The organism is Chryseobacterium sp., from assembly GCF_019236175.1.
GTDB lineage: Bacteria > Bacteroidota > Bacteroidia > Flavobacteriales > Weeksellaceae > Chryseobacterium.
The window spans coordinates 292,334-310,849 of record NZ_JAFAJM010000009.1 but is presented as its reverse complement, the minus strand read 5'-3'; the positions used below and the strand labels follow the sequence as shown (position 1 = coordinate 310,849).

Below are 18,516 nucleotides of genomic sequence, written 5' to 3'. Positions count from 1 at the left end.
ATTTTTAAATCTTTTAATTTTTAGTTGGCCATCGCCGTGTAGATAAACTTCACTGAACTACTCACCATTTCAATTACCGGTTGTGGGAAAATACCTAGTATAATCACAAAAACCGCTAAACTTGCCAGTACAGAAAATTCTACTCCTGATAAATCTTTTGCTGTACTTAAAACGGCTGCATCTCCTTCTCCAAACATTGCTTTTCCGTAAAATCTCAATAAGTATACTGCACAAAGAATTACTGTAAGACCAGCAATAATTGCTGCAGTTCCGTTGAAATCATACACTGATTTTAACAGGATAAATTCTCCGATGAATCCATTCGTCAATGGAACTCCCATTGAACCTAATATAATGATCAGGAATAAAACAGCAAATTTAGGCGCTACTTTAGCTAAACCACCCATTTGTCTGATGTCTCTTGATTTAAATCTTTTGTATAAAATGTCACAGCAGTAGAATAGTCCCACTACGTTGATACCGTGAGCGAAAGTCTGTACCAATGCTCCTTCTGCCCCTTCAACATTGAAAGTTCCTTTTAAAGTAACTACCGCTGAAGCGAAGATACCTGCTACCATCAATCCTACGTGAGAGAATGATGAATAAGCAATAATTCTCTTCATATCAGTCTGGATGATCGCGATCAATGCTCCGTGAACAATTCCAACGATCGCGAGAATGATGACAATCTGCCCTGAAATTCCTGCAATCGGAAGCGGGGTAATCGGAAGTAAATAACGCATTACACCATACACTGCCATTTTAAGCATAATTCCCGATAATAACATCGATCCCTGAGTAGGAGAGTAGGTATAGGTATCAGGTTGCCATGTATGGAAAGGGAATACCGGTAATTTCACTGCAAAAGCAAAGAAGATAAACCAGAATACCACAGTCTGTTGTGTTTCGTTCAGTTGTGCATTGTAAAGATCTGTTAATGCGAATGATGCAGAGTGGTTGTACACATAGATCAGCCCGGCTAACATAAATAAAGATCCTACGAATGTATACACGAAGAATTTCGTAGTGAATTCAAACCTTTTATTCTCCTGTCCCCAAAGTCCGGCAATAAACCAAATTGGAATCAATGTTACTTCCCAGAAAATGTAGAATAATAATCCGTCTAAAGAAGTAAATACTCCTACAAGACCGAATTGCATCAACAGAATCAGACCATAGAAGGTATTTCTGTAATTTACACTTTCGTTGAAAGAAGATAAAATAATGATCGGCGCCAAAATGTTTGTCAGCAATAAAAGAAGCATGCTCATCCCATCGATACCGAAGTGAAGAGAGCTCTTCATAAATTGTGACCAGGGGTAATTGATCTCGTGCTGCAATACACTGTCTACAGTCGGCGTAAAATCGAAATCCGAAAGTATATAAAATGTAAGGAGCATTTGTACCAATGCAATTCCCAGTGCCAAATATTTGCTGGAATTATTCTTCCAGGCAAAAACTAATCCCGAACCTACTAGAGGTAATAGTAATAATGTTAATAATAAACAAGACATTATTATTGTAATAAAAAGTTAACAATTAATATAATTCCCACAGCTAAAGACATGATAAGAATATACGTCTCTACATTTCCGTTTTGAACTCGCTTCATAGCTTTTCCGCTGTCTTCAGCTCCATCCCCTACAAAGTTTACAAAACGATCTAAGATACCCTTATCAAACATTTTTCCACCGCGTCCTAATCCTTCAACAGTTTTTACAATCAATGCGTTGTAAAGTTCGTCAACATATAATTTTTTAGCAGAAAGCTTTTCCCATCCGGTATAGCTTTCTTCTGCAATAGCCATTTTTTTCTTTTTCACATAGGTATTTCTAACGATAAACCATACAGAGAAGAACATAAGAACTGTCGCTGCTAATAAGATCATTTCAGTATTGAAATCTACTCCTGAAAGAGTAGCTTCCATCTGACTGTAGCTTTGTTCCGTAAGAACAGGCTTCAACCATTCCATCAGTTTGGCATAATGGCCGTGTCCGATAAAATGCGGAAGATTTATTAAACCTCCGATTACTGAAAGAATAGCCAATACGATCAATGGTAATGTCATATTAGACGGGCTTTCATGTAAGTGGTGTTTTTGTTCTTCCGTACCTCTGAATTCTCCGTGGAATGTCAGATAGTAAAGTCTGAACATATAGGTTGCAGTGATTGCCGCTAAAACAAATAAAATGACCCAGTAAATAGGGTTTTTAGCGAAAGCTGCTACTAAAATTTCGTCTTTGGAGATCATCCCTGATAATAAAGGAAAACCTGAGATCGCTAATGTTCCGATCAGAAATGTAGCGTGAGTAAGAGGAATATATTTTTTAAGACCTCCCATAAAACGCATATCCTGTTCGTTACTCATCGCGTGGATCACAGAACCGGCACCTAAGAATAGTAATGCTTTAAAGAATGCATGCGTCATTACGTGGAACATCGCTGTAGTATACGCTCCAAGACCTAAAGCAATGAACATAAATCCAAGCTGTGAAACGGTAGAGTAGGCTAATACTTTTTTGATGTCATTCTGACGAAGTGCATAGAATCCTGCTAAAGCTGCCGTCAGGAATCCGATGAATAAAATAACTCCCTGTACAGTAGGTGCTAAAGTAAATAAGAAATTTGATCTTACTATCAAATAGATCCCTGCCGTTACCATCGTTGCTGCGTGGATCAACGCTGATACAGGAGTTGGTCCTGCCATCGCATCCGGTAACCAGGTATATAAAGGAACCTGAGCAGATTTACCGGTAGCACCGATGAATAAACTCGCTGTGATAAAGATAATCACGGTTCCGTCTAATTCAAATTTTGAAGCATTTTCAGCTACAGAAAGATAATCTACAGCGTTCGTTTGAGAAGCAATCATAAAGATACCAATCAATAACGCAAGGTCACCGATTCTGTTCATGATGAAAGCTTTTCTTGCCGCTTTACCATATTCTTCATTGGTATACCAGAATCCGATCAACAGATAAGAACAAAGACCTACCCCTTCCCATCCGATGAATAAGATCAGGTAGTTGCTTCCCATCACTAAAAGTAACATAGAGAAGATGAAAAGATTCAGGTAAGTAAAGAACTTATAGAATCCTTTGTCATGACTCATATATCCGATAGAGTATAAGTGGATCAGTGAACCGATACCCGTGATGATCATTACCATCATTAAAGAAAGCTGATCAATCTGGAATCCAAAATTAATTTGAACACCATTGACTCTAAACCATTCAAAAGCTTTTACGATTACAGGCTGGCTTTCAGAATTGAAATTCATGAAAATACTTACCGCAATACAGAATGATCCGAAAACCATAGCTGTTGCCAAAGATCCAACCAGTATTTTTGGAAGATTTTTTCCGAACAAACCGTTAATAAGAAACCCTAAAAGTGGTAAAAGTACTATTGCATATACTAGATTCTCCATTCTTATCCTCTTAATTTATTAAATATACTAACATCTACAGAACGGGTATTTCTATACAGCATGGCAATAATTGCCAGACCTACCGCTACTTCCGCAGCAGCAACCACCATAATGAAGAAAACTAAAAGTTGTCCGTCGCCGTTGCCTTTATACGCTGAAAAAGCTGCCAATAAAAGGTTTACAGAATTCAGCATAAGCTCTACACAGCCCAGAATCACAATAGCATTTTTTCTAAGCAATACGCCCATCACTCCTAAGCAGAACAATACTGAACAAAGGATGATGAAGTAATCCAAAGGAATGCTTTGTATAAATGTATTTACTTCTCCCATAATTTTATAAATCTTTTTTACCGATTAATACCGCGCCTACAATACCTGCCAGAATTAGGATGGAAGCAAGCTCAAACGGTAAAACATATTCATTAAACAAAAGTTTACCCAGATTTTTTGTAAGACCAATTCCTCTGTCTACATGATCAACAACAATGTGCTTGTCTTTTACTCCTCTGAATACTCCCAGTACTCCTACTAAAAGAAGACCTGCTGTAAAAACCCCAACAAATTTTAAAGTATTGTTCTTCTTACTTTCGTCTCCTTTATTAAGATTAAGCATCATTAGGATGTAAAGGAAAAGTACCATAATGGCACCTGCATAAACTATAATCTGGATAATTGCAAGGAACTGAGCATTTAAAAGAATGTACATTCCGGCAATTGAAAACATCGTAACAATTAATGACAAAATAGCATATAGAGGATTTCTTGCAAATACAAAGTAAACTGCACTTGCCACTGCTAAAAATGCCACCAAGAAAAATAAAAACTGATCCATTATTTTACCGCATTTTTTTGTTTCTCGGATTGTCTTGTCGTGATGTCAATCCTTTCATTTATTTTTTCAACTAATTTATCTTTTCCATAGATAAAAGAACCTCTGTTGGTTTCTACATCTACCAGTCTGTCTGTAAGATAGATGGCAGATTTAGGACAGGCTTCTTCACACATTCCGCAGAAAATACATCTTAGCATATTGATTTCATATACTGAAGCATATTTCTCTTCTCTGTAAAGGCCTTTTTCCTCTTTTGTTCTTTCAGCAGCCGTCATTGTAATGGCTTCTGCAGGACAGGCTACCGCACAAAGACCACAAGCGGTACATCTTTCTCTGCCTTCTTCGTCTCTTTTCAAAACGTGCTGGCCTCTCCAGATAGTCGTTCTTGGCTTCTGTACTTCCGGATACGAATATACTGCGGGAGCACCCTTTATCACGGTTCTTACAGCATGCTTAAATGTAATCCCCATCCCTGTAAAAATAGCAGGTAAGTAGATTTTTTCAGCAAGGGTCATTTCTTTGTTGGAAACAACTTTTGATCTGTTTGTAAGTTTCATTTAATTATAGATATTAGATGTTAGACACCAGATTTTAGACTAATCTTGTCTGCTATCTTAATTATTTAATATTGATGATTGAATATGATAGGCTAAAGATAAAACTTTGATTTCATTATCAAATTTTCAAATCAGCTCATTTTCAAATTTTCTTAGTTTGCAAATGCTAAAATTACAGCTCCTGTAATCAATAGGTTTACCAATGCCATTGGGATTAATGTTTTCCATCCTAAGTGCATTAACTGATCATATCTGAATCTAGGAAGCGTCCATCTGATCCACATGAAGATCAGAATTCCGATTACTGTTTTCGTTAAGAATGCTACGATACTTAAAATACCGGCAGTATTCTCACCCCAGTTCTGAGTCACCCATTCAATACCAGGATAGTTATACCCTCCGAAGAAAAGAACCACCATGAAAGCATTAGAGATAAACATGTTCACGTATTCCCCGAACATATATAATCCTAATTTCATGGAAGAGTATTCTGTAGAGTATCCCGTTACCAATTCAGATTCACACTCAGGCAAATCGAACGGGTGTCTGTTGGTTTCTGCTAAAGCAGCTACAAAGAAAACAAGGAAGGCAATAGGCTGATAGAAAATATTCCAGTTCATCCCGGAAACCCAAGGAATGATTCCCCATAGTTTTCCATGAGTCTGATTCTCAGTGATTACTTTTAAATCTAAACTTCCTGACATCATAATGATAGAAAGAAGTGCCAATCCCATTGCCAATTCATAAGAAATCATCTGAGAAGAAGCTCGGATAGCACCTAGTAATGAATATTTATTATTGGAAGCCCAACCTCCGATCATGATTCCGTATACCCCGATTGAAGCCATTCCGATGATGAAAAGTACCCCAACATCAATATTAGCTACCTGAAGATCAAAAGAAGTACCTGCAATATTTAAACTTTTACCCCAAGGAATAACTGCTCCTGTGATTAATGAAATAAACATTACTAATGCCGGTCCCAATACGAAAAGAAATTTTTCAGCATTGGCAGGCGTAAAGTCTTCTTTGAAGAAGAATTTTCCACCGTCAGCAAGAGGCTGCAGTAATCCGAAAGGTCCGGCTCTGTTAGGACCAATTCTATCCTGCATGATAGAGGCAACTTTTCTTTCTGCCCAGGTAGAGTAGGCTGCAATCGTTAATGATAGCAGGAAAAGTGCTAGTACAAGTATAAGTTTAAATGTAAGTAAATCCATTTTTGTTTTAAAGATTTTTAGATGTGAGATGTCAGATACTAGATATGAGATTAAGTCTGATGTCCTGTGTCTGAAATCTAATTGTCTTTATTAAAATTATTTTTCGTCTTTTTCACTGATTTCCTTAGCCATCGGATTGTCTAAAACTCTTAGCTCATCTTTTGGCTTTTCGTAGTGGTTCAATGAAATTACAGAATGTCTGTCGATATGTCTAGGCCCTTCGATATTCCAGTCTGATAATGCTTTTCTTTCGAAACGACATGTATCGCAGATGAACTCTTCAACTTCACCCCATTGGTCTTTTCTTGCAGTTACCCTTACAATTTCGTCACCTTTCATCCATACTACAGCTTTTCCGGAACATTTATCACATTGACAAGAAGCATTCATTGGTTTTGTAAACCATACTCTGCTTGCAAAACGAGCCGTTCTGTCTGTTAATGCTCCTACAGGGCAAACGTCAATTACGTTTCCGATGAAGTCATTATCTAAAGCTTTATTTAAATAGGTAGAAATTTCAGCGTGATCTCCTCTGAAAAGAATTCCGTGTTCTCTTGTCTCTGTAAGCTGATTCGCGGTTAATACGCATCTTGCACAAAGAATACAACGGTTCATGTTCAGTTTGATGTTCGGACCAAGATCATCAGCTTCGTAAGTATTTCTTTCGAATTCTGTTCTTGTATTCTCTACACCATGCTCATATCCTAAGTCCTGAAGGTGGCATTCTCCTGCCTGGTCACAGATCGGGCAGTCCAGCGGGTGGTTTACCAATAAGAATTCAGTAACGGCTTTTCTTCCTTCCTGAGCTTTCTCAGAAGTAAGATTTTTTACTTCCATCCCGTCCATTACATTTGTTCTGCAACTTGCTACCAGTTTTGGCATAGGACGCGGATCTGCTTCAGATCCCTTAGAAACTTCCACCAGACAAGTTCTGCATCTTCCTCCACTGGTCTCTAGTTTGCTATAGTAGCACATAGCAGGAGGTACAGATTTACCGCCGATTTGTCTTGCCGCTTCCAGAATAGAAGTACCAGGCAAAACTTCAGTAGTCTGTCCGTCTATAGTTATTTTGAATTTTTTAACTTCTTCGCTCATATGATATGCTTTAAGCTTTATGCGTTAAGCAATAGGCTTTGTTATTTATATTTTTTCGTATTAAATGTATATCCGATTCCTGCAAGAATCTGTCCGAAAACGAAATCCTGCTGGGCTTTGTCAGGCTTATTATTCAATGTGGTTTTGATGTCCCACATATTGATATAACCGGCTTTTCCTTCTAATCTTACCATTACGTGATCCCATAGAACAAGGTTAAGACTGGCTCTTACGTCAGTACCAAGACCTGCTACGTGAAAACGGTCGCTTCTTTCATTTCCAAAAAGTTTTACATTACTTTTCGGAAACATAAAACCAAGACCTGCTCCGTAAGACCAGACTAAATCAACATTTTTTTTGTTGATAAGACTCTGGTATTTTTCAAGACCTAAGTTTTCATAATTAAGTCCGTCTGTATGTTCAAAAGTAAGGAACTTCTCATCTGCCAGGTTTACCTGTCCGTTTTGTACCATTGCCGCATATTCAGGATCTGAGATATGTCCTTTGAAATTGACGGTCTGGTTTTGATCCATTACATATTTCATATGGTCAATACCTAATACAAGAGCTAAATTATCCTTGATGAAATACCCTGCTCTGAAGTTATACTGTACAACGGTAAACCATCCCGGATTGATATAAACAATACCAAATTTGGTAGGTCTGTCCTGAGCTGTTACATTATTCAGCTGAAAATCATAGCCGTTTCCTGTAAAACGGATATCAGAATTACTGAATATTGCCCTGTTCCATCCAAAAAAAACGAACATTTGTCCTTTCTTACTTAAAGGCTCAGGTTTCTTTTCAGGAACCACCGTAAGTGCTTCCATACTTCTGTCTATTAAAGTATCTTTTTCTTTCCTTTGTCCGAAAGCAAAACTCGACATCATTAAGCCGACAACCAATAACTTTTTCATCTATGCATTTTTTTCAACAGCCGGAATAGGATCAGCATAATGTGCCAATCCATAGTTCTGGGTCTGAGACAACTCAGGGTTTTTTATGTGCCATTCAAATTCGTCTCTGAAGTGACGGATTGCTGCTGCAACCGGCCATGCTGCGGCATCACCCAACGGACAAATCGTGTTTCCTTCGATTTTTCTCTGGATATCCCAAAGAAGATCGATATCTTCCATTTTTCCTTCTCCTTTCTCTATTTTTTTCAAAATCTTGTACATCCATCCTGTACCTTCACGGCAAGGGGTACATTGTCCACAGCTTTCGTGATTGTAGAATCTCGCCAAAGTCATGGTGTGATCTACAATACACTGATCTTCATCTAAAACGATGAAACCTCCTGAACCCATCATCGTTCCGGTAGCAAAACCACCATCTGCCAATGATTCATAATTCATATATCTCGGCTCTCCGTTTACGGTTCTCAACAATAAATTAGCCGGAACAATCGGAACAGAGCTTCCTCCAGGAATACAAGCCTTTAGTTTTTTACCATCTTTAATACCGCCACAATATTCATCAGAATAGATGAATTCTTCTACTGTGATGGTCATATCGATTTCGTATACTCCCGGTTTGTTGATGTTTCCGCAAGCCGAAATCAATTTTGTACCTGTAGATCTTCCTACACCGATTTTAGCATACTCAGCACCTGTAATATCAATGATCGGAACAATTGCCGCAATAGACTCAACATTGTTTACCACTGTTGGTCTTTCCCAAAGACCTTTTACAGCCGGGAATGGTGGTTTTAATCTTGGGTTACCTCTTTTTCCTTCAAGGGATTCAAGCAATGCCGTTTCTTCACCGCAGATATAAGCTCCACCTCCTCTCTGTACATAGATTTCAAGATCGAAACCGGTTCCTAAAATATTTTTACCTAAAAATCCTGCTGCTTTGGCTTCTTCAATAGCTTCTTCCAGAATATCCGGAATCCATGAATATTCTCCACGGATGTAGATATAAGAAGTATTTGAACCTAAACAGTAAGATGAAATGAGCATTCCTTCAATCAACAGGTGAGGTAGGAATTCCATCAGATATCTGTCCTTAAATGTTCCTGGTTCAGATTCATCTGCATTTACGACAAGGTGTCTTGGAACCCCTTCCGGTTTTGCCAGAAAGCTCCATTTCATCCCTGTCGGGAATCCGGCTCCTCCACGTCCTCTTAATCCTGAAACTTTTACTTCTTCAAGAATTTCGTCAGGAGTCATCTTTAAGGCTTTCTCAGCTGCTGTATAACCTCCCTGCTTACGGTAGGTTTCAAAGTAGCGAATACCTTCTATATGTGCGTCTTTAAGTAAAAGTTTTTTACTCATTGTTTATTATGCTTTTCGCTATAGGCTTTTGGCTTCTAGCTTTTTATAATTATTTAAAAAATTAACCAGGTTTAAATCCAAAATTCAAAATCAGGATTCAAAATCTTTATTAGTCCAAAGCAACCTGTCCCTGTCTGCAAAGATCAAGGATTTCATCTACTTTTTCTATCGTTAAATTTTCGTGAAAGAACTTTCCAAGCTGTAGCATTGGTGCGTATCCGCATGCTCCAAGACATTCAGCGGGCTTTAGAGTAAACATACCGTCTTCAGTAGTTTCTCCATCCTTAATGTTCAGTTTCGTTCTGATATGGTCAAGGATTTTTTCGCTTCCACAAACCATACAAGGTCCTGTTCTGCAAACTTCCAAAACATATTTACCTACCGGCTTCATGTTGAACATGGTATAGAAAGTAGCCACTTCATATACTTCAATTGGTTGGATACTTAATAGTCCGGCAACATAATCCATCACAGGAACATCTAACCATCCTCCGAATTCTTTCTGTGCCAAGTGAAGTACAGGAAGAAGAGCAGATTTCTGTCTTCCTTCAGGATATCTTGCGATAATTTTGTGTACCTGTGCTAAACTTTCCGGTTTAAAAGCTATTGTTTCGCTCATTTTTGAAATTTTAGATTTTAGATTTTAAATTCTAAATGAATAACGGTCTAAAATCAATTTATAATTTATAATTCAAAATTTATAATTCCAGTTATGCGTCTAATTCTCCCGCAATAATATTCATACTACACATCGTTACAATGGCATCTGAAATTACAGAGCCTGTAATCATTTCAGGATAAGCCTGATAGTAGATGAAACATGGTCTTCTGAAGTGAAGTCTGTAAGGGCTTCTTCCTCCGTCACTCACAAGATAGAAACCTAATTCTCCGTTTCCACCTTCTACAGCGTGATATACTTCTCCTTTAGGAACCTCGGTTTCTCCCATTACAATTTTGAAATGGTAGATCAATGCTTCCATTTTCTGATAAACATCTGCCTTCTCAGGAAGATAAAAATCAGGAACATCCGCATGGAATGGCCCTTCAGGAAGGTTTTCGTATGCTTGTTTGATAATTTTGATTGATTCCCAGATTTCCTGTTGACGAACCATGAAGCGGTCGTAAGTATCTCCTGAAGTTCCTACAGGAATAATGAAGTCGAAATCCTCGTATGAAGAATAAGGTTGTGCAACTCTTACATCGTAATCTACACCAGCTGCACGTAAGTTTGGTCCTGTGAAACCGTAGCTTAATGCTCTTTCTGCAGAAATAGCTCCTGTACCGATGGTTCTGTCCATGAAAATCCTGTTTCTTTCCAGTAGTGTACAGAATTCTTTGAATCTTGGCGGGAAAGTCTTTAAGAAGTCTTTTAATAACTCATGGAATTTAGGAGTGAAATCTCTTTCAAATCCTCCGATTCTTCCCATATTGGTGGTCATCCTTGCTCCACAGATCTGCTCATACATATCATAGATACGTTCTCTTTCGATGAACATATAGGTAAGACCTGTAATCGCTCCCGAGTCCATTCCGGTTACCCCGTTACAGATCAGGTGGTCACCGATTCTGGCTAATTCCATTAGGATGACACGCATATAGTCTACACGCTTTGGAACTTTAACGCCGATCAGTTTTTCTACTGTCATGTGCCAACCCAGATTGTTGATCGGTGCAGAACAGTAATTCATACGGTCAGTAAGGGTAGTGATCTGAGAGTAATTTCTTCTTTCAGAAATTTTTTCAAATGCTCTGTGGATATATCCTACCGTTTGCTCTGCATGAAGAATTCTCTCTCCGTCCATCGTTAAGATATTCTGGAAAATTCCGTGAGTAGCAGGGTGAGTAGGTCCTAAATTGAGGGTATATAACTGTCCGTCAATCTGTTCCTTGCTTTCGTACTGGTTTAGTATATTAGATAATGAGTTATCTTTCATAATTTAAATGCTTTGGGCTATAGGCTCTAGGCTTTAAGCTTACTGCTTATTGCTTATTGCTTATTGCATTATTTTTTATCTTCCGAACATACTATCGTTCTTGTCGGTTCTTGTACCGTCTTCAAGGCGATATTCCTTCAACATCGGGTGGTATCCTAGATCTTCCATATTCAGAATAGGTCTCAGATCCGGGTGTCCTTTAAATTTTATCCCGTAGAAATCATACGTTTCTCTTTCCATCCAGTTGGCTCCGGCATATAAATCCGTAAGAGAATCCACTTCTATATTTTCTCTGGACATAAATATTTTCAGACGTAATCTGAAATTAGCCATCATATTATGTAAGTGGTATACAACCCCTATTTCCTTGTCCGGAAATTCAGGATAATGAATTCCGCAGATATCGGTAAGGAAATTGAATTCCAATGATGAATCTTTAAGATAGTGAATGATTTTCTTGATATCTTCTTTTTTTACTTCAATAGTCAACATTTCATACGGCTCTGAACTTGAAATAACAGATTCCGGAAATTCTCTTGTGATGGCTTCTAATACAAATTCGTTTGTCATTTCCGTTTAGTTGCTTATGTTGTAAGAATCTAGTAATTTCTGATATTCAGGCATATCTCTTCTTCTGATGCTTTCGCTTTCTGCAAGAGCTTGTACCTGCATTACTCCTTCTATAATCTGTTCAGGTCTTGGGGGACATCCGGGAACATAAACGTCTACCGGAATAATTTTATCAATTCCCTGAAGGACGGAATAGGTATCAAAAATACCACCACTTGAAGCACAGGCTCCCACTGCAACTACCCATTTTGGCTCAGCCATCTGAGTATACACTTCCTTAAGGACCGGTCCTAGTTTCTTTGATATCGTTCCGCAAACCATCAGCATATCTGCCTGTCTTGGAGAGAAAGAGTTTCTTTCCATTCCAAATCTTGAAGCATCATAAGTAGGGTTCAGGGTAGCCATAAACTCAATACCGCAACAAGAAGTAGCAAATGGTAACGGCCAAAGTGAAAACTTTCTTGCCATCCCGATTACACTGCTCAGTTTTGTTGCGAAAAAACCTTCTCCTTCATATCCTTCGGGAGCAGGTGCATCTGTTCTTATTACTGGTTTTTTATCTGACATTTTCTTTGATTTTAGATTTTGAATTATCAATGTTGGATTATTAGTTCAAAATCCACCATTCAAAATTCATAATTACTTTTATTTATCCCAATCTAACGCGCCACGTTTCCAAACATAGAAAAACGCTACGAAGAAGATCGCAACGAATGTAAGTACAGCAAGGAAACCTTCCATGCCGAATTCTCTGAAGTTTACCGCGTATGGATAAAAAAATACGATTTCAATATCGAATAGTACGAACAATACCGCAGTCAAGAAGTACTTGATAGAAAACGGTGTTCTTGCATTTCCCTCTACAGGAACTCCACATTCCCAGCTTTGGTTTTTTACAGAGTTTCCTTTTTTTTGCTGTGGCCCCAAGAAATGTGCACCCAGCAAAGAAACCGCTACAAATCCTACTGCTACACCAGCCTGGATAAGGATTGGAATATAACTTTCAGGTAAATTCATTTTTGCATTATTATCTCAATTTGCAAATTTAGCGAATAAACAAGAAAGCATGAAATTTATCAGCTTAAAAGTGGATTTAAAATGGGTAAAACCGGTAATTTAGAATCAATAAAAATTAGCTTCCGATAATTAGTTTTTTTGTATACTTTTCACCTTTTTTTGTATTGACTATCAATAAATATAAGCCGTTGGATATGTCTGATATATCCAGGCCGCTAACCCTTTCCTGATTCGGAAAGTCTTTTATGAGTCTGCCTGAAGTGTCAAACAATTGTATAGAAAAGATTTCATTACGGTCAATATTGGTTTGTATAATCAGCCTGTTTTTTGCCGGATTGGTAACGTTGAAATAGAGATCGGAGGGTGGTGTTTCCCGAACTCCTAAATTCAGATTGCATTGAGCATTTACGGAAGTCTGGTTGTAAAGAGTTGCAGCACCGTAAATCAGCTGGCTGTAGGTTCTTATTGGGTTTCCCAGCTGCTTGTTGATCATATCCACCTCGTATAGGGTTGTACTTAGGAAAAAGCTGCTTAAAATGTATGCTTTGGAATAAGTTCCGTAATCAATAGAAAAAGCAGCATACGGATTAGATACATTCAATTTCATAAACGGACAGCTGACGGATGGATTTACCATGTTGATTTCCAGGATTCCGCTAATGGTTGTTAAGAAAAGTTTGTGGTCATAAAAGAAAAGATCTCCTGCGGGAGCTTCACCGGCTGGTAAATCACCCATTGTCATAAAAGTACCGTTACTTATATCGTATTTGTATAAAGTGGAGGTGGAGCCTATAGCGTAAATATAATTTCCGGAGTCTGCTACAAGCGAGTTGATTGTGTCACCGGCAGCGGTGGTAAAATCACCCAGAAATTCACAACTCACTTCACTGGCGTTTTTTTTATATAGCAGTCCTGTAGCGGTGACGTAATACATGTTATTCTGACTGTCAATAGCGATGTCAGTATAGTATTCTCCCGCAATAACCGTTGGCGGGCAGAAATTTTCAGTAATTTCAGAGGAATTTGAAATATTGTATCTGAATATTCTATTGGGGGGAATATTACCGACCGCGCTTACATAAAATTCCTGAGCATATGACAGGGGAGAAATAAGGAGTACTCCAACAAAAAAAAGTAATATTTTGTTCATTGTGTGGTTATTAGCGGTTTAAAATTAAACTTTTATTTTAAATAACCACGATAAATAGTAAGTTTTTTGTATTACTTTTTCATCTTTTTAAGAAGAGCGTAGGCCATAAATGAGATGTACCCAAAAAGAATACTGGCAAAAACAATGTTAATGATCGTGTTCATTTTGTCATCCGGCGACTGAAAAAAGAAGTTGTAGGCAATAAATGCTGCAATTAAAATAGCGAAAACGATAAGGTGTGGCTTCATGGAGTAAAGATAAGGTATTTATGGGTTTCGGATGTGAAAACGGAATTTTTTAAGTTAGATCGGGAGGATTGACATGCTTTTCATCAGATATCGGCTTTTAGTCACGAATCATTGTGTAATATATTTCTCACTTATCATGTGCAGGATGTACGCTATACATTGTATACTGCAGAAATAAAAAATTACTCGTTTACTTCCATTGAATAAGTTCTTCTTCTCTTATGATTGACAGGATTGTAATCCTGCCATAAAAGCTGAATACTTTTATTTTCTTCCAGTTCCGGATTGGTTTCCAGAAACTTTACTCCTTTCTTCTTGAAAGTGTCGAAGATCTCTTTAAAAATAATAGAAGTGACTCCTCTTCTCTGGTAGTCCGGATGAATACCGATCAGGTAAAAATTAGCTCTGTCGTTTTTCTTTCCGGCTCTTAAAAAGTGCCACCATCCGAACGGAAGAAGCTTTCCTCCTGATTTTTGTAATGCTTTCGAATAAGAAGGCATTGTGATAGCGAAAGAAATCAGCTGATTGTTTTCATCAGTAATACATACGATGAAATCTTTATCAATCAGTTTGAAATATTTTTCTTTGTAGGTTTTACGCTGTTCATCAGAAATAGGAGTATAGGTAGAAAGGTGTTTATAGGTTTCATCCAATAAATCAAACATGGGGTCTACATACTGGATGATCTCTTCTTTTGTTTTAAATTTTAAAACCCTGAGCTTGTATTTTTCAGAGATTAAAGCGTTGAATTTATGAATTTTTTCAGGCAATGATTCCGGAAACATGATTTCAAATTCCACCCATTCTTTTTCCTTGGCCAGACCTAGTTTTTCAAGATGACGAGGATAATACTCGTGATTATAAATACCAATCATGGTGGCCAGCTGGTCGAAACCTTTGATCAGCATTCCTGCCTTGTCAAGATTGGTAAATCCCATCGGACCTTCAATTTTGGTGATGTTTTTTTCGTTGGCATAATCAATAGCTGTCTGAATTAATGCACGGGAAACTTCTTCATCATCAATAAAATCTATCCATCCGAAACGTACTTTTTTGATGTCCAGCTCTTTTTCCTCTTTATGGTTAATAATAACAGCAATTCTGCCTGCAATCCTATTATTTTTGTAGGCTAAATACTGCTTGGCTTCCGAATATTGAAGCGCAGGATTTTCATCAGCATTCCAAATGTTGATTTCGTCATTGATAAAGGAAGGGACATAGTACGGATTGTTTTTGTACATATCCATTGGAAATCTTACGAATTGCTTGAGTTGATCAGCTGTTTTTACTTCAATAATTGAAACTGTAGACATGTTTTTTGAGGGTAATTTGAGAACAAATATAAATAATAATATCGTATACTTTGGCACAGTTTTTATATGATTATGGATAAAAATTAAACACAAAATCTATATAAAATGGCGGGTTATTATATCATTATTGGTATTTCAATGCTGGTGAGCTGGTGGGTTTCGTCGAGATTGAAATCTAAATTTGAATATTATTCCAATGTACATCTTCGAAATGGTCTTTCGGGGAAAGAAGTAGCGGAAAAAATGTTGAGAGATAGCGGGATTAATGATGTTCAGGTCATATCAGTTCCCGGGCAGTTGACGGACCACTATAATCCGGCAGATAAAACAGTAAACCTTTCTGAAGGAGTTTATATGCAGAGAAATGCAGCGGCTGCTGCAGTAGCAGCTCATGAATGTGGACATGCCGTACAGCATGCCGTAGGATATTCCATGTTGAATTTACGTTCTAAACTGGTTCCGGTTGTGAATATTAGCTCCAATCTGATGCAGTTTGTTCTTATAGCGGGAATCGCAGTGATGGCGGCATCACGAACCATTGAAAATCCTAACGGAAATACAACGGTGCTCGCTATTGGAGTAGCTATGTTTGCTGTGACTACTTTATTTGCCTTTGTAACCCTGCCTGTAGAATATGATGCAAGCAACAGGGCAATGAAATGGCTTAAAGATACAGGGACGGTAACTGCCGAAGAATTTGTCGGAGTACAGGATAGTTTGAAATGGGCAGCAAGAACATATGTTGTGGCTGCTTTGGGGTCTTTAGCACAGCTTCTTTACTGGGGATCTTTGCTTCTCGGCGGAAGAAGAGATTAATCTTTAAATTCAAATGTTACATATTGCATCTCGGATAATTTTTCCGAGATGTTTTCTTTTTGTATGAGTTTTAATGATGCGGTAAGGATACAGTTTTCATGAGCATCAAAATTCAGCACTTTAGCATCAAATTTGGAAAGAAGTGTAAAGATTGTATTTTGCTGGTTAAAATTGAACTGAATTTCAATTTCTGTTTCCAGTTCCCGGGTAATAATATGAGCTTCTTCCAAAGTGACCTTTGCGGATTCCTTATAGGTTTTTACCAAACCTGAAACGCCAAGTTTGGTTCCCCCGTAATACCGTACAACTATTACAAGTACATTGGTGATTTCATGAGCCAGTAACTGATTGTAGATGGGTAACCCTGCACTTCCGGAAGGTTCTCCGTCGTCATTAGCCCGATAGTTTTCTCCGTGTAAGCCCATTCTGAAAGCATAGCAATGATGGGTAGCCTTTGGGTGTTCTTCCCTGATCTTTTCCAGTGCATTTTTAAGTTCACTTTCATTATTTACGGGATAAGCAAATCCGATAAACTTACTGCCTTTTTCTTTTAATAAGGTATTTTCTATGGGGCTTTCTATGGTTTTGTATTCGAAGGTCATCTGAAGTCTGGCTTTGTGACTGCAAAAATACGGATTTTAGAATTTTTAAATTTAATGAAAGGGCTGGTTGAACGGATAAAATAAAAAAAGAGCCCTATAGGCCCTTTTATTATTTTTTATGTGTTATTTAAATCTGTTCTACTCCTCCGCATGCAAAGGCTGAACATCTTCCAAACTGATTCATGCATAATGGCCATCCACAGCCATCATCTACCCATGGTGCTTTAACGGCACCAGTAATTTTTTTCAGATCTTCTCTTTTAAGTGTTTTTAATTTTCTCATAATAATTAGTTTTTTTGTTTTTCCTACTCTAAAAACTTTTCGGATTGCGTTTTATTTTTGGTTAAGTTACTAATATTATTTTATTTGAGTTAAAAAAAAATCATTAAAATTACAATTTTATTGAATTTTTTGTTTAAAAATCTGAATTATATTATCTCTTACTATCGTGGAAGTGTAGATTTCATGGCTGAAAAGGGGAGCTTTTGTTCCGTTTTCTAATTTCAGATTTTCATTTCTGATGACAAAAGCTTCGTCCCAAAGACCTGCATCAATAAATTGTTGAAGGGTATATCTGCCGCCTTCAATGATAACGGACTGAATTTGTTCCTTGTATAAAGCATCCATTAATTCCTGCAGGAAATTCTCTTTGTTGATGGTGATGAATTTGACATTGTTTTCTATTCCTTCTTTAAGAGAATTGATAACCAGGGTTTTAGCCTCATTGTTATAGATGTTAAAATTCTGAGGAACTTTCAGGTCAAAATCAATCAATATTCGGACAGGGTTTGAGCCTTCGGTATTTCTTACGGTTAAGGCGGGATTATCATTGAGTGCGGTCTGTGTTCCTACCAGAATAGCATGTTCATCGGCTCTGAGCTGGTGAACAAATTGATTGGCTAATGTATTTGAAACAGGAGTAGGTTTGAAGTCTTTATCAATAAATCCGTCACCGGATTCTGCCCATTTTAAAATAACGTAAGGTCTTTTCTTTTCATGATAAGTGAAGAATCTTTTGTTGAGTTCAATGCATTCTTTTTCAAGAACTCCTGAAATAGCTTCTATTCCTGCGTCCTGAATGATTTTTTTTCCTTTTCCGTTTACCTTATCATGAGAATCCATGGCTCCGATAACTACTTTTTTAAAGCCCAGTTCTTTTATTTTTAGAGCGCATGGCGGAGTTTTCCCGTAATGAGCACAGGGCTCAAGAGAAACGTAAATAGTGGATTCCGGAATAAGATCTTTATTTTTGACAGAGTTTATAGCGTTGATTTCTGCATGGTTTTCTCCCGCTTTGTGATGATAGCCTTCGCCGATGATTTGTCCGTTGTGTACAATAACACTTCCCACCAGAGGATTGGGATATGTTTTACCCAGGGCTTTCCGGGCCAGCTCAATGCATCTTTTAATATATAGTTCGTCGGTATTCATAAGGATAAAAAGAAAAAGCGAAGAC

Annotated in this window: 21 protein-coding genes; 1 reads left to right on the top strand and 20 read right to left on the bottom strand. The window is 37.7% G+C overall.

All coding sequences use genetic code 11. The annotated features are described in order from the left end of the window. Positions 1–20: 20 nt before the first annotated feature. The 17 genes from JO178_RS08965 to JO178_RS08885 all read right to left on the bottom strand — a co-directional run bounded on the left by JO178_RS08965 (position 21) and on the right by JO178_RS08885 (position 15,641). Complete coding sequence (locus JO178_RS08965) at positions 21–1,514, bottom strand: NADH-quinone oxidoreductase subunit M (protein ID WP_291934455.1); 1,494 nt, start codon at positions 1,512–1,514, stop codon at positions 21–23. A gap of 2 nt (positions 1,515–1,516) precedes the next feature. Continuing rightward, positions 1,517–3,430, bottom strand: a complete 1,914-nt coding sequence (gene nuoL, locus JO178_RS08960; RefSeq protein WP_291934453.1) for an NADH-quinone oxidoreductase subunit L — start codon at positions 3,428–3,430, stop codon at positions 1,517–1,519. 2 nt (positions 3,431–3,432) lie between these two features. Continuing rightward, complete coding sequence (nuoK, locus tag JO178_RS08955; protein WP_065396642.1) at positions 3,433–3,762, bottom strand: NADH-quinone oxidoreductase subunit NuoK; 330 nt, start codon at positions 3,760–3,762, stop codon at positions 3,433–3,435. A 4-nt stretch (positions 3,763–3,766) separates the two neighbouring features. Further along, positions 3,767–4,264: an NADH-quinone oxidoreductase subunit J gene (locus tag JO178_RS08950; RefSeq protein ID WP_291934449.1), complete on the bottom strand. Its 498-nt coding sequence runs from the start codon at positions 4,262–4,264 to the stop codon at positions 3,767–3,769. Continuing rightward, positions 4,264–4,821, bottom strand: a complete 558-nt coding sequence (locus JO178_RS08945; protein WP_040996950.1) for an NADH-quinone oxidoreductase subunit I — start codon at positions 4,819–4,821, stop codon at positions 4,264–4,266. Before JO178_RS08945 ends, JO178_RS08950 begins: the two co-directional genes overlap by 1 nt. A gap of 152 nt (positions 4,822–4,973) precedes the next feature. Beyond that, entirely contained in the window at positions 4,974–6,038 is a 1,065-nt protein-coding gene (gene nuoH, locus JO178_RS08940) for an NADH-quinone oxidoreductase subunit NuoH (protein ID WP_291934436.1), read from the bottom strand. Between the two features lie 96 nt (positions 6,039–6,134). Then, positions 6,135–7,133, bottom strand: coding sequence for a 2Fe-2S iron-sulfur cluster-binding protein (locus JO178_RS08935; protein ID WP_291934434.1), 999 nt, complete (start codon positions 7,131–7,133; stop codon positions 6,135–6,137). Positions 7,134–7,174: 41 nt separating this feature from the next. Continuing rightward, a complete protein-coding gene (locus JO178_RS08930) occupies positions 7,175–8,023 on the bottom strand; it encodes a hypothetical protein (protein ID WP_365866308.1) in 849 nt (282 codons plus the stop codon). 27 nt (positions 8,024–8,050) lie between these two features. After that, positions 8,051–9,409 carry an NADH-quinone oxidoreductase subunit NuoF gene (gene nuoF / locus JO178_RS08925; RefSeq protein ID WP_291934430.1) on the bottom strand — a complete coding sequence of 453 codons (1,359 nt, stop codon included), beginning with the start codon at positions 9,407–9,409 and terminating at the stop codon, positions 8,051–8,053. A gap of 109 nt (positions 9,410–9,518) precedes the next feature. Next, entirely contained in the window at positions 9,519–10,028 is a 510-nt protein-coding gene (locus JO178_RS08920) for an NAD(P)H-dependent oxidoreductase subunit E (protein WP_034693429.1), read from the bottom strand. Positions 10,029–10,119: 91 nt separating this feature from the next. Next, positions 10,120–11,343, bottom strand: coding sequence for an NADH dehydrogenase (quinone) subunit D (nuoD, locus tag JO178_RS08915; RefSeq protein WP_291934428.1), 1,224 nt, complete (start codon positions 11,341–11,343; stop codon positions 10,120–10,122). A 75-nt stretch (positions 11,344–11,418) separates the two neighbouring features. After that, complete coding sequence (locus JO178_RS08910) at positions 11,419–11,913, bottom strand: NADH-quinone oxidoreductase subunit C (protein WP_291934426.1); 495 nt, start codon at positions 11,911–11,913, stop codon at positions 11,419–11,421. A gap of 6 nt (positions 11,914–11,919) precedes the next feature. Further along, positions 11,920–12,480, bottom strand: coding sequence for an NADH-quinone oxidoreductase subunit B (locus JO178_RS08905; protein WP_002983540.1), 561 nt, complete (start codon positions 12,478–12,480; stop codon positions 11,920–11,922). A gap of 78 nt (positions 12,481–12,558) precedes the next feature. Beyond that, positions 12,559–12,930, bottom strand: coding sequence for an NADH-quinone oxidoreductase subunit A (locus tag JO178_RS08900; RefSeq protein WP_034693436.1), 372 nt, complete (start codon positions 12,928–12,930; stop codon positions 12,559–12,561). Positions 12,931–13,045: 115 nt separating this feature from the next. Then, positions 13,046–14,080, bottom strand: a complete 1,035-nt coding sequence (locus tag JO178_RS08895) for a T9SS type A sorting domain-containing protein (RefSeq protein WP_291934424.1) — start codon at positions 14,078–14,080, stop codon at positions 13,046–13,048. Between the two features lie 71 nt (positions 14,081–14,151). Continuing rightward, positions 14,152–14,328: a hypothetical protein gene (locus tag JO178_RS08890; RefSeq protein WP_291934422.1), complete on the bottom strand. Its 177-nt coding sequence runs from the start codon at positions 14,326–14,328 to the stop codon at positions 14,152–14,154. Between the two features lie 182 nt (positions 14,329–14,510). Continuing rightward, complete coding sequence (locus JO178_RS08885) at positions 14,511–15,641, bottom strand: GNAT family N-acetyltransferase (protein ID WP_291934420.1); 1,131 nt, start codon at positions 15,639–15,641, stop codon at positions 14,511–14,513. Positions 15,642–15,746: 105 nt separating this feature from the next. Between JO178_RS08885 and JO178_RS08880 the strand changes: the two genes are divergently transcribed. Then, positions 15,747–16,457, top strand: a complete 711-nt coding sequence (locus tag JO178_RS08880) for a zinc metallopeptidase (protein WP_291934418.1) — start codon at positions 15,747–15,749, stop codon at positions 16,455–16,457. On the opposite strand, the gene JO178_RS08875 is transcribed toward JO178_RS08880, so the two are convergent. From JO178_RS08875 to ribD, 3 genes are all read right to left on the bottom strand, one after another. Beyond that, positions 16,454–17,059, bottom strand: coding sequence for a YigZ family protein (locus JO178_RS08875; RefSeq protein ID WP_291934416.1), 606 nt, complete (start codon positions 17,057–17,059; stop codon positions 16,454–16,456). The two genes, JO178_RS08880 and JO178_RS08875, sit on opposite strands and share 4 nt — an antisense overlap. Before the next feature lie 127 nt (positions 17,060–17,186). Next, positions 17,187–17,342 (bottom strand): hypothetical protein, encoded by a 156-nt coding sequence (locus JO178_RS08870; RefSeq protein WP_291934413.1) that lies wholly within the window; start codon positions 17,340–17,342, stop codon positions 17,187–17,189. 117 nt (positions 17,343–17,459) lie between these two features. Beyond that, complete coding sequence (gene ribD, locus JO178_RS08865) at positions 17,460–18,491, bottom strand: bifunctional diaminohydroxyphosphoribosylaminopyrimidine deaminase/5-amino-6-(5-phosphoribosylamino)uracil reductase RibD (protein ID WP_291934411.1); 1,032 nt, start codon at positions 18,489–18,491, stop codon at positions 17,460–17,462. Between the last annotated feature and the right edge of the window lie 25 nt (positions 18,492–18,516).

What these genes read in the sequence shown, in the direction of transcription:
- JO178_RS08935 (WP_291934434.1), bottom strand. Translation starts at nt 7,133, where the DNA reads ATGAGCGAAGAAGTTAAAAAATTCAAAATAACTATAGACGGACAGACT.
- nuoK (WP_065396642.1), bottom strand. Translation starts at nt 3,762, where the DNA reads ATGGGAGAAGTAAATACATTTATACAAAGCATTCCTTTGGATTACTTC.
- JO178_RS08875 (WP_291934416.1), bottom strand. Translation starts at nt 17,059, where the DNA reads ATGACCTTCGAATACAAAACCATAGAAAGCCCCATAGAAAATACCTTA.
- nuoD (WP_291934428.1), bottom strand. Translation starts at nt 11,343, where the DNA reads ATGAAAGATAACTCATTATCTAATATACTAAACCAGTACGAAAGCAAG.
- JO178_RS08910 (WP_291934426.1), bottom strand. Translation starts at nt 11,913, where the DNA reads ATGACAAACGAATTTGTATTAGAAGCCATCACAAGAGAATTTCCGGAA.
- nuoF (WP_291934430.1), bottom strand. Translation starts at nt 9,409, where the DNA reads ATGAGTAAAAAACTTTTACTTAAAGACGCACATATAGAAGGTATTCGC.
- JO178_RS08905 (WP_002983540.1), bottom strand. Translation starts at nt 12,480, where the DNA reads ATGTCAGATAAAAAACCAGTAATAAGAACAGATGCACCTGCTCCCGAA.
- JO178_RS08920 (WP_034693429.1), bottom strand. Translation starts at nt 10,028, where the DNA reads ATGAGCGAAACAATAGCTTTTAAACCGGAAAGTTTAGCACAGGTACAC.
- JO178_RS08870 (WP_291934413.1), bottom strand. Translation starts at nt 17,342, where the DNA reads ATGAGAAAATTAAAAACACTTAAAAGAGAAGATCTGAAAAAAATTACT.
- JO178_RS08900 (WP_034693436.1), bottom strand. Translation starts at nt 12,930, where the DNA reads ATGAATTTACCTGAAAGTTATATTCCAATCCTTATCCAGGCTGGTGTA.
- JO178_RS08885 (WP_291934420.1), bottom strand. Translation starts at nt 15,641, where the DNA reads ATGTCTACAGTTTCAATTATTGAAGTAAAAACAGCTGATCAACTCAAG.
- JO178_RS08965 (WP_291934455.1), bottom strand. Translation starts at nt 1,514, where the DNA reads ATGTCTTGTTTATTATTAACATTATTACTATTACCTCTAGTAGGTTCG.
- JO178_RS08945 (WP_040996950.1), bottom strand. Translation starts at nt 4,821, where the DNA reads ATGAAACTTACAAACAGATCAAAAGTTGTTTCCAACAAAGAAATGACC.
- nuoH (WP_291934436.1), bottom strand. Translation starts at nt 6,038, where the DNA reads ATGGATTTACTTACATTTAAACTTATACTTGTACTAGCACTTTTCCTG.
- JO178_RS08895 (WP_291934424.1), bottom strand. Translation starts at nt 14,080, where the DNA reads ATGAACAAAATATTACTTTTTTTTGTTGGAGTACTCCTTATTTCTCCC.
- JO178_RS08950 (WP_291934449.1), bottom strand. Translation starts at nt 4,264, where the DNA reads ATGGATCAGTTTTTATTTTTCTTGGTGGCATTTTTAGCAGTGGCAAGT.
- JO178_RS08890 (WP_291934422.1), bottom strand. Translation starts at nt 14,328, where the DNA reads ATGAAGCCACACCTTATCGTTTTCGCTATTTTAATTGCAGCATTTATT.
- JO178_RS08880 (WP_291934418.1), top strand. Translation starts at nt 15,747, where the DNA reads ATGGCGGGTTATTATATCATTATTGGTATTTCAATGCTGGTGAGCTGG.
- nuoL (WP_291934453.1), bottom strand. Translation starts at nt 3,430, where the DNA reads ATGGAGAATCTAGTATATGCAATAGTACTTTTACCACTTTTAGGGTTT.
- JO178_RS08930 (WP_365866308.1), bottom strand. Translation starts at nt 8,023, where the DNA reads ATGATGTCGAGTTTTGCTTTCGGACAAAGGAAAGAAAAAGATACTTTA.
- ribD (WP_291934411.1), bottom strand. Translation starts at nt 18,491, where the DNA reads ATGAATACCGACGAACTATATATTAAAAGATGCATTGAGCTGGCCCGG.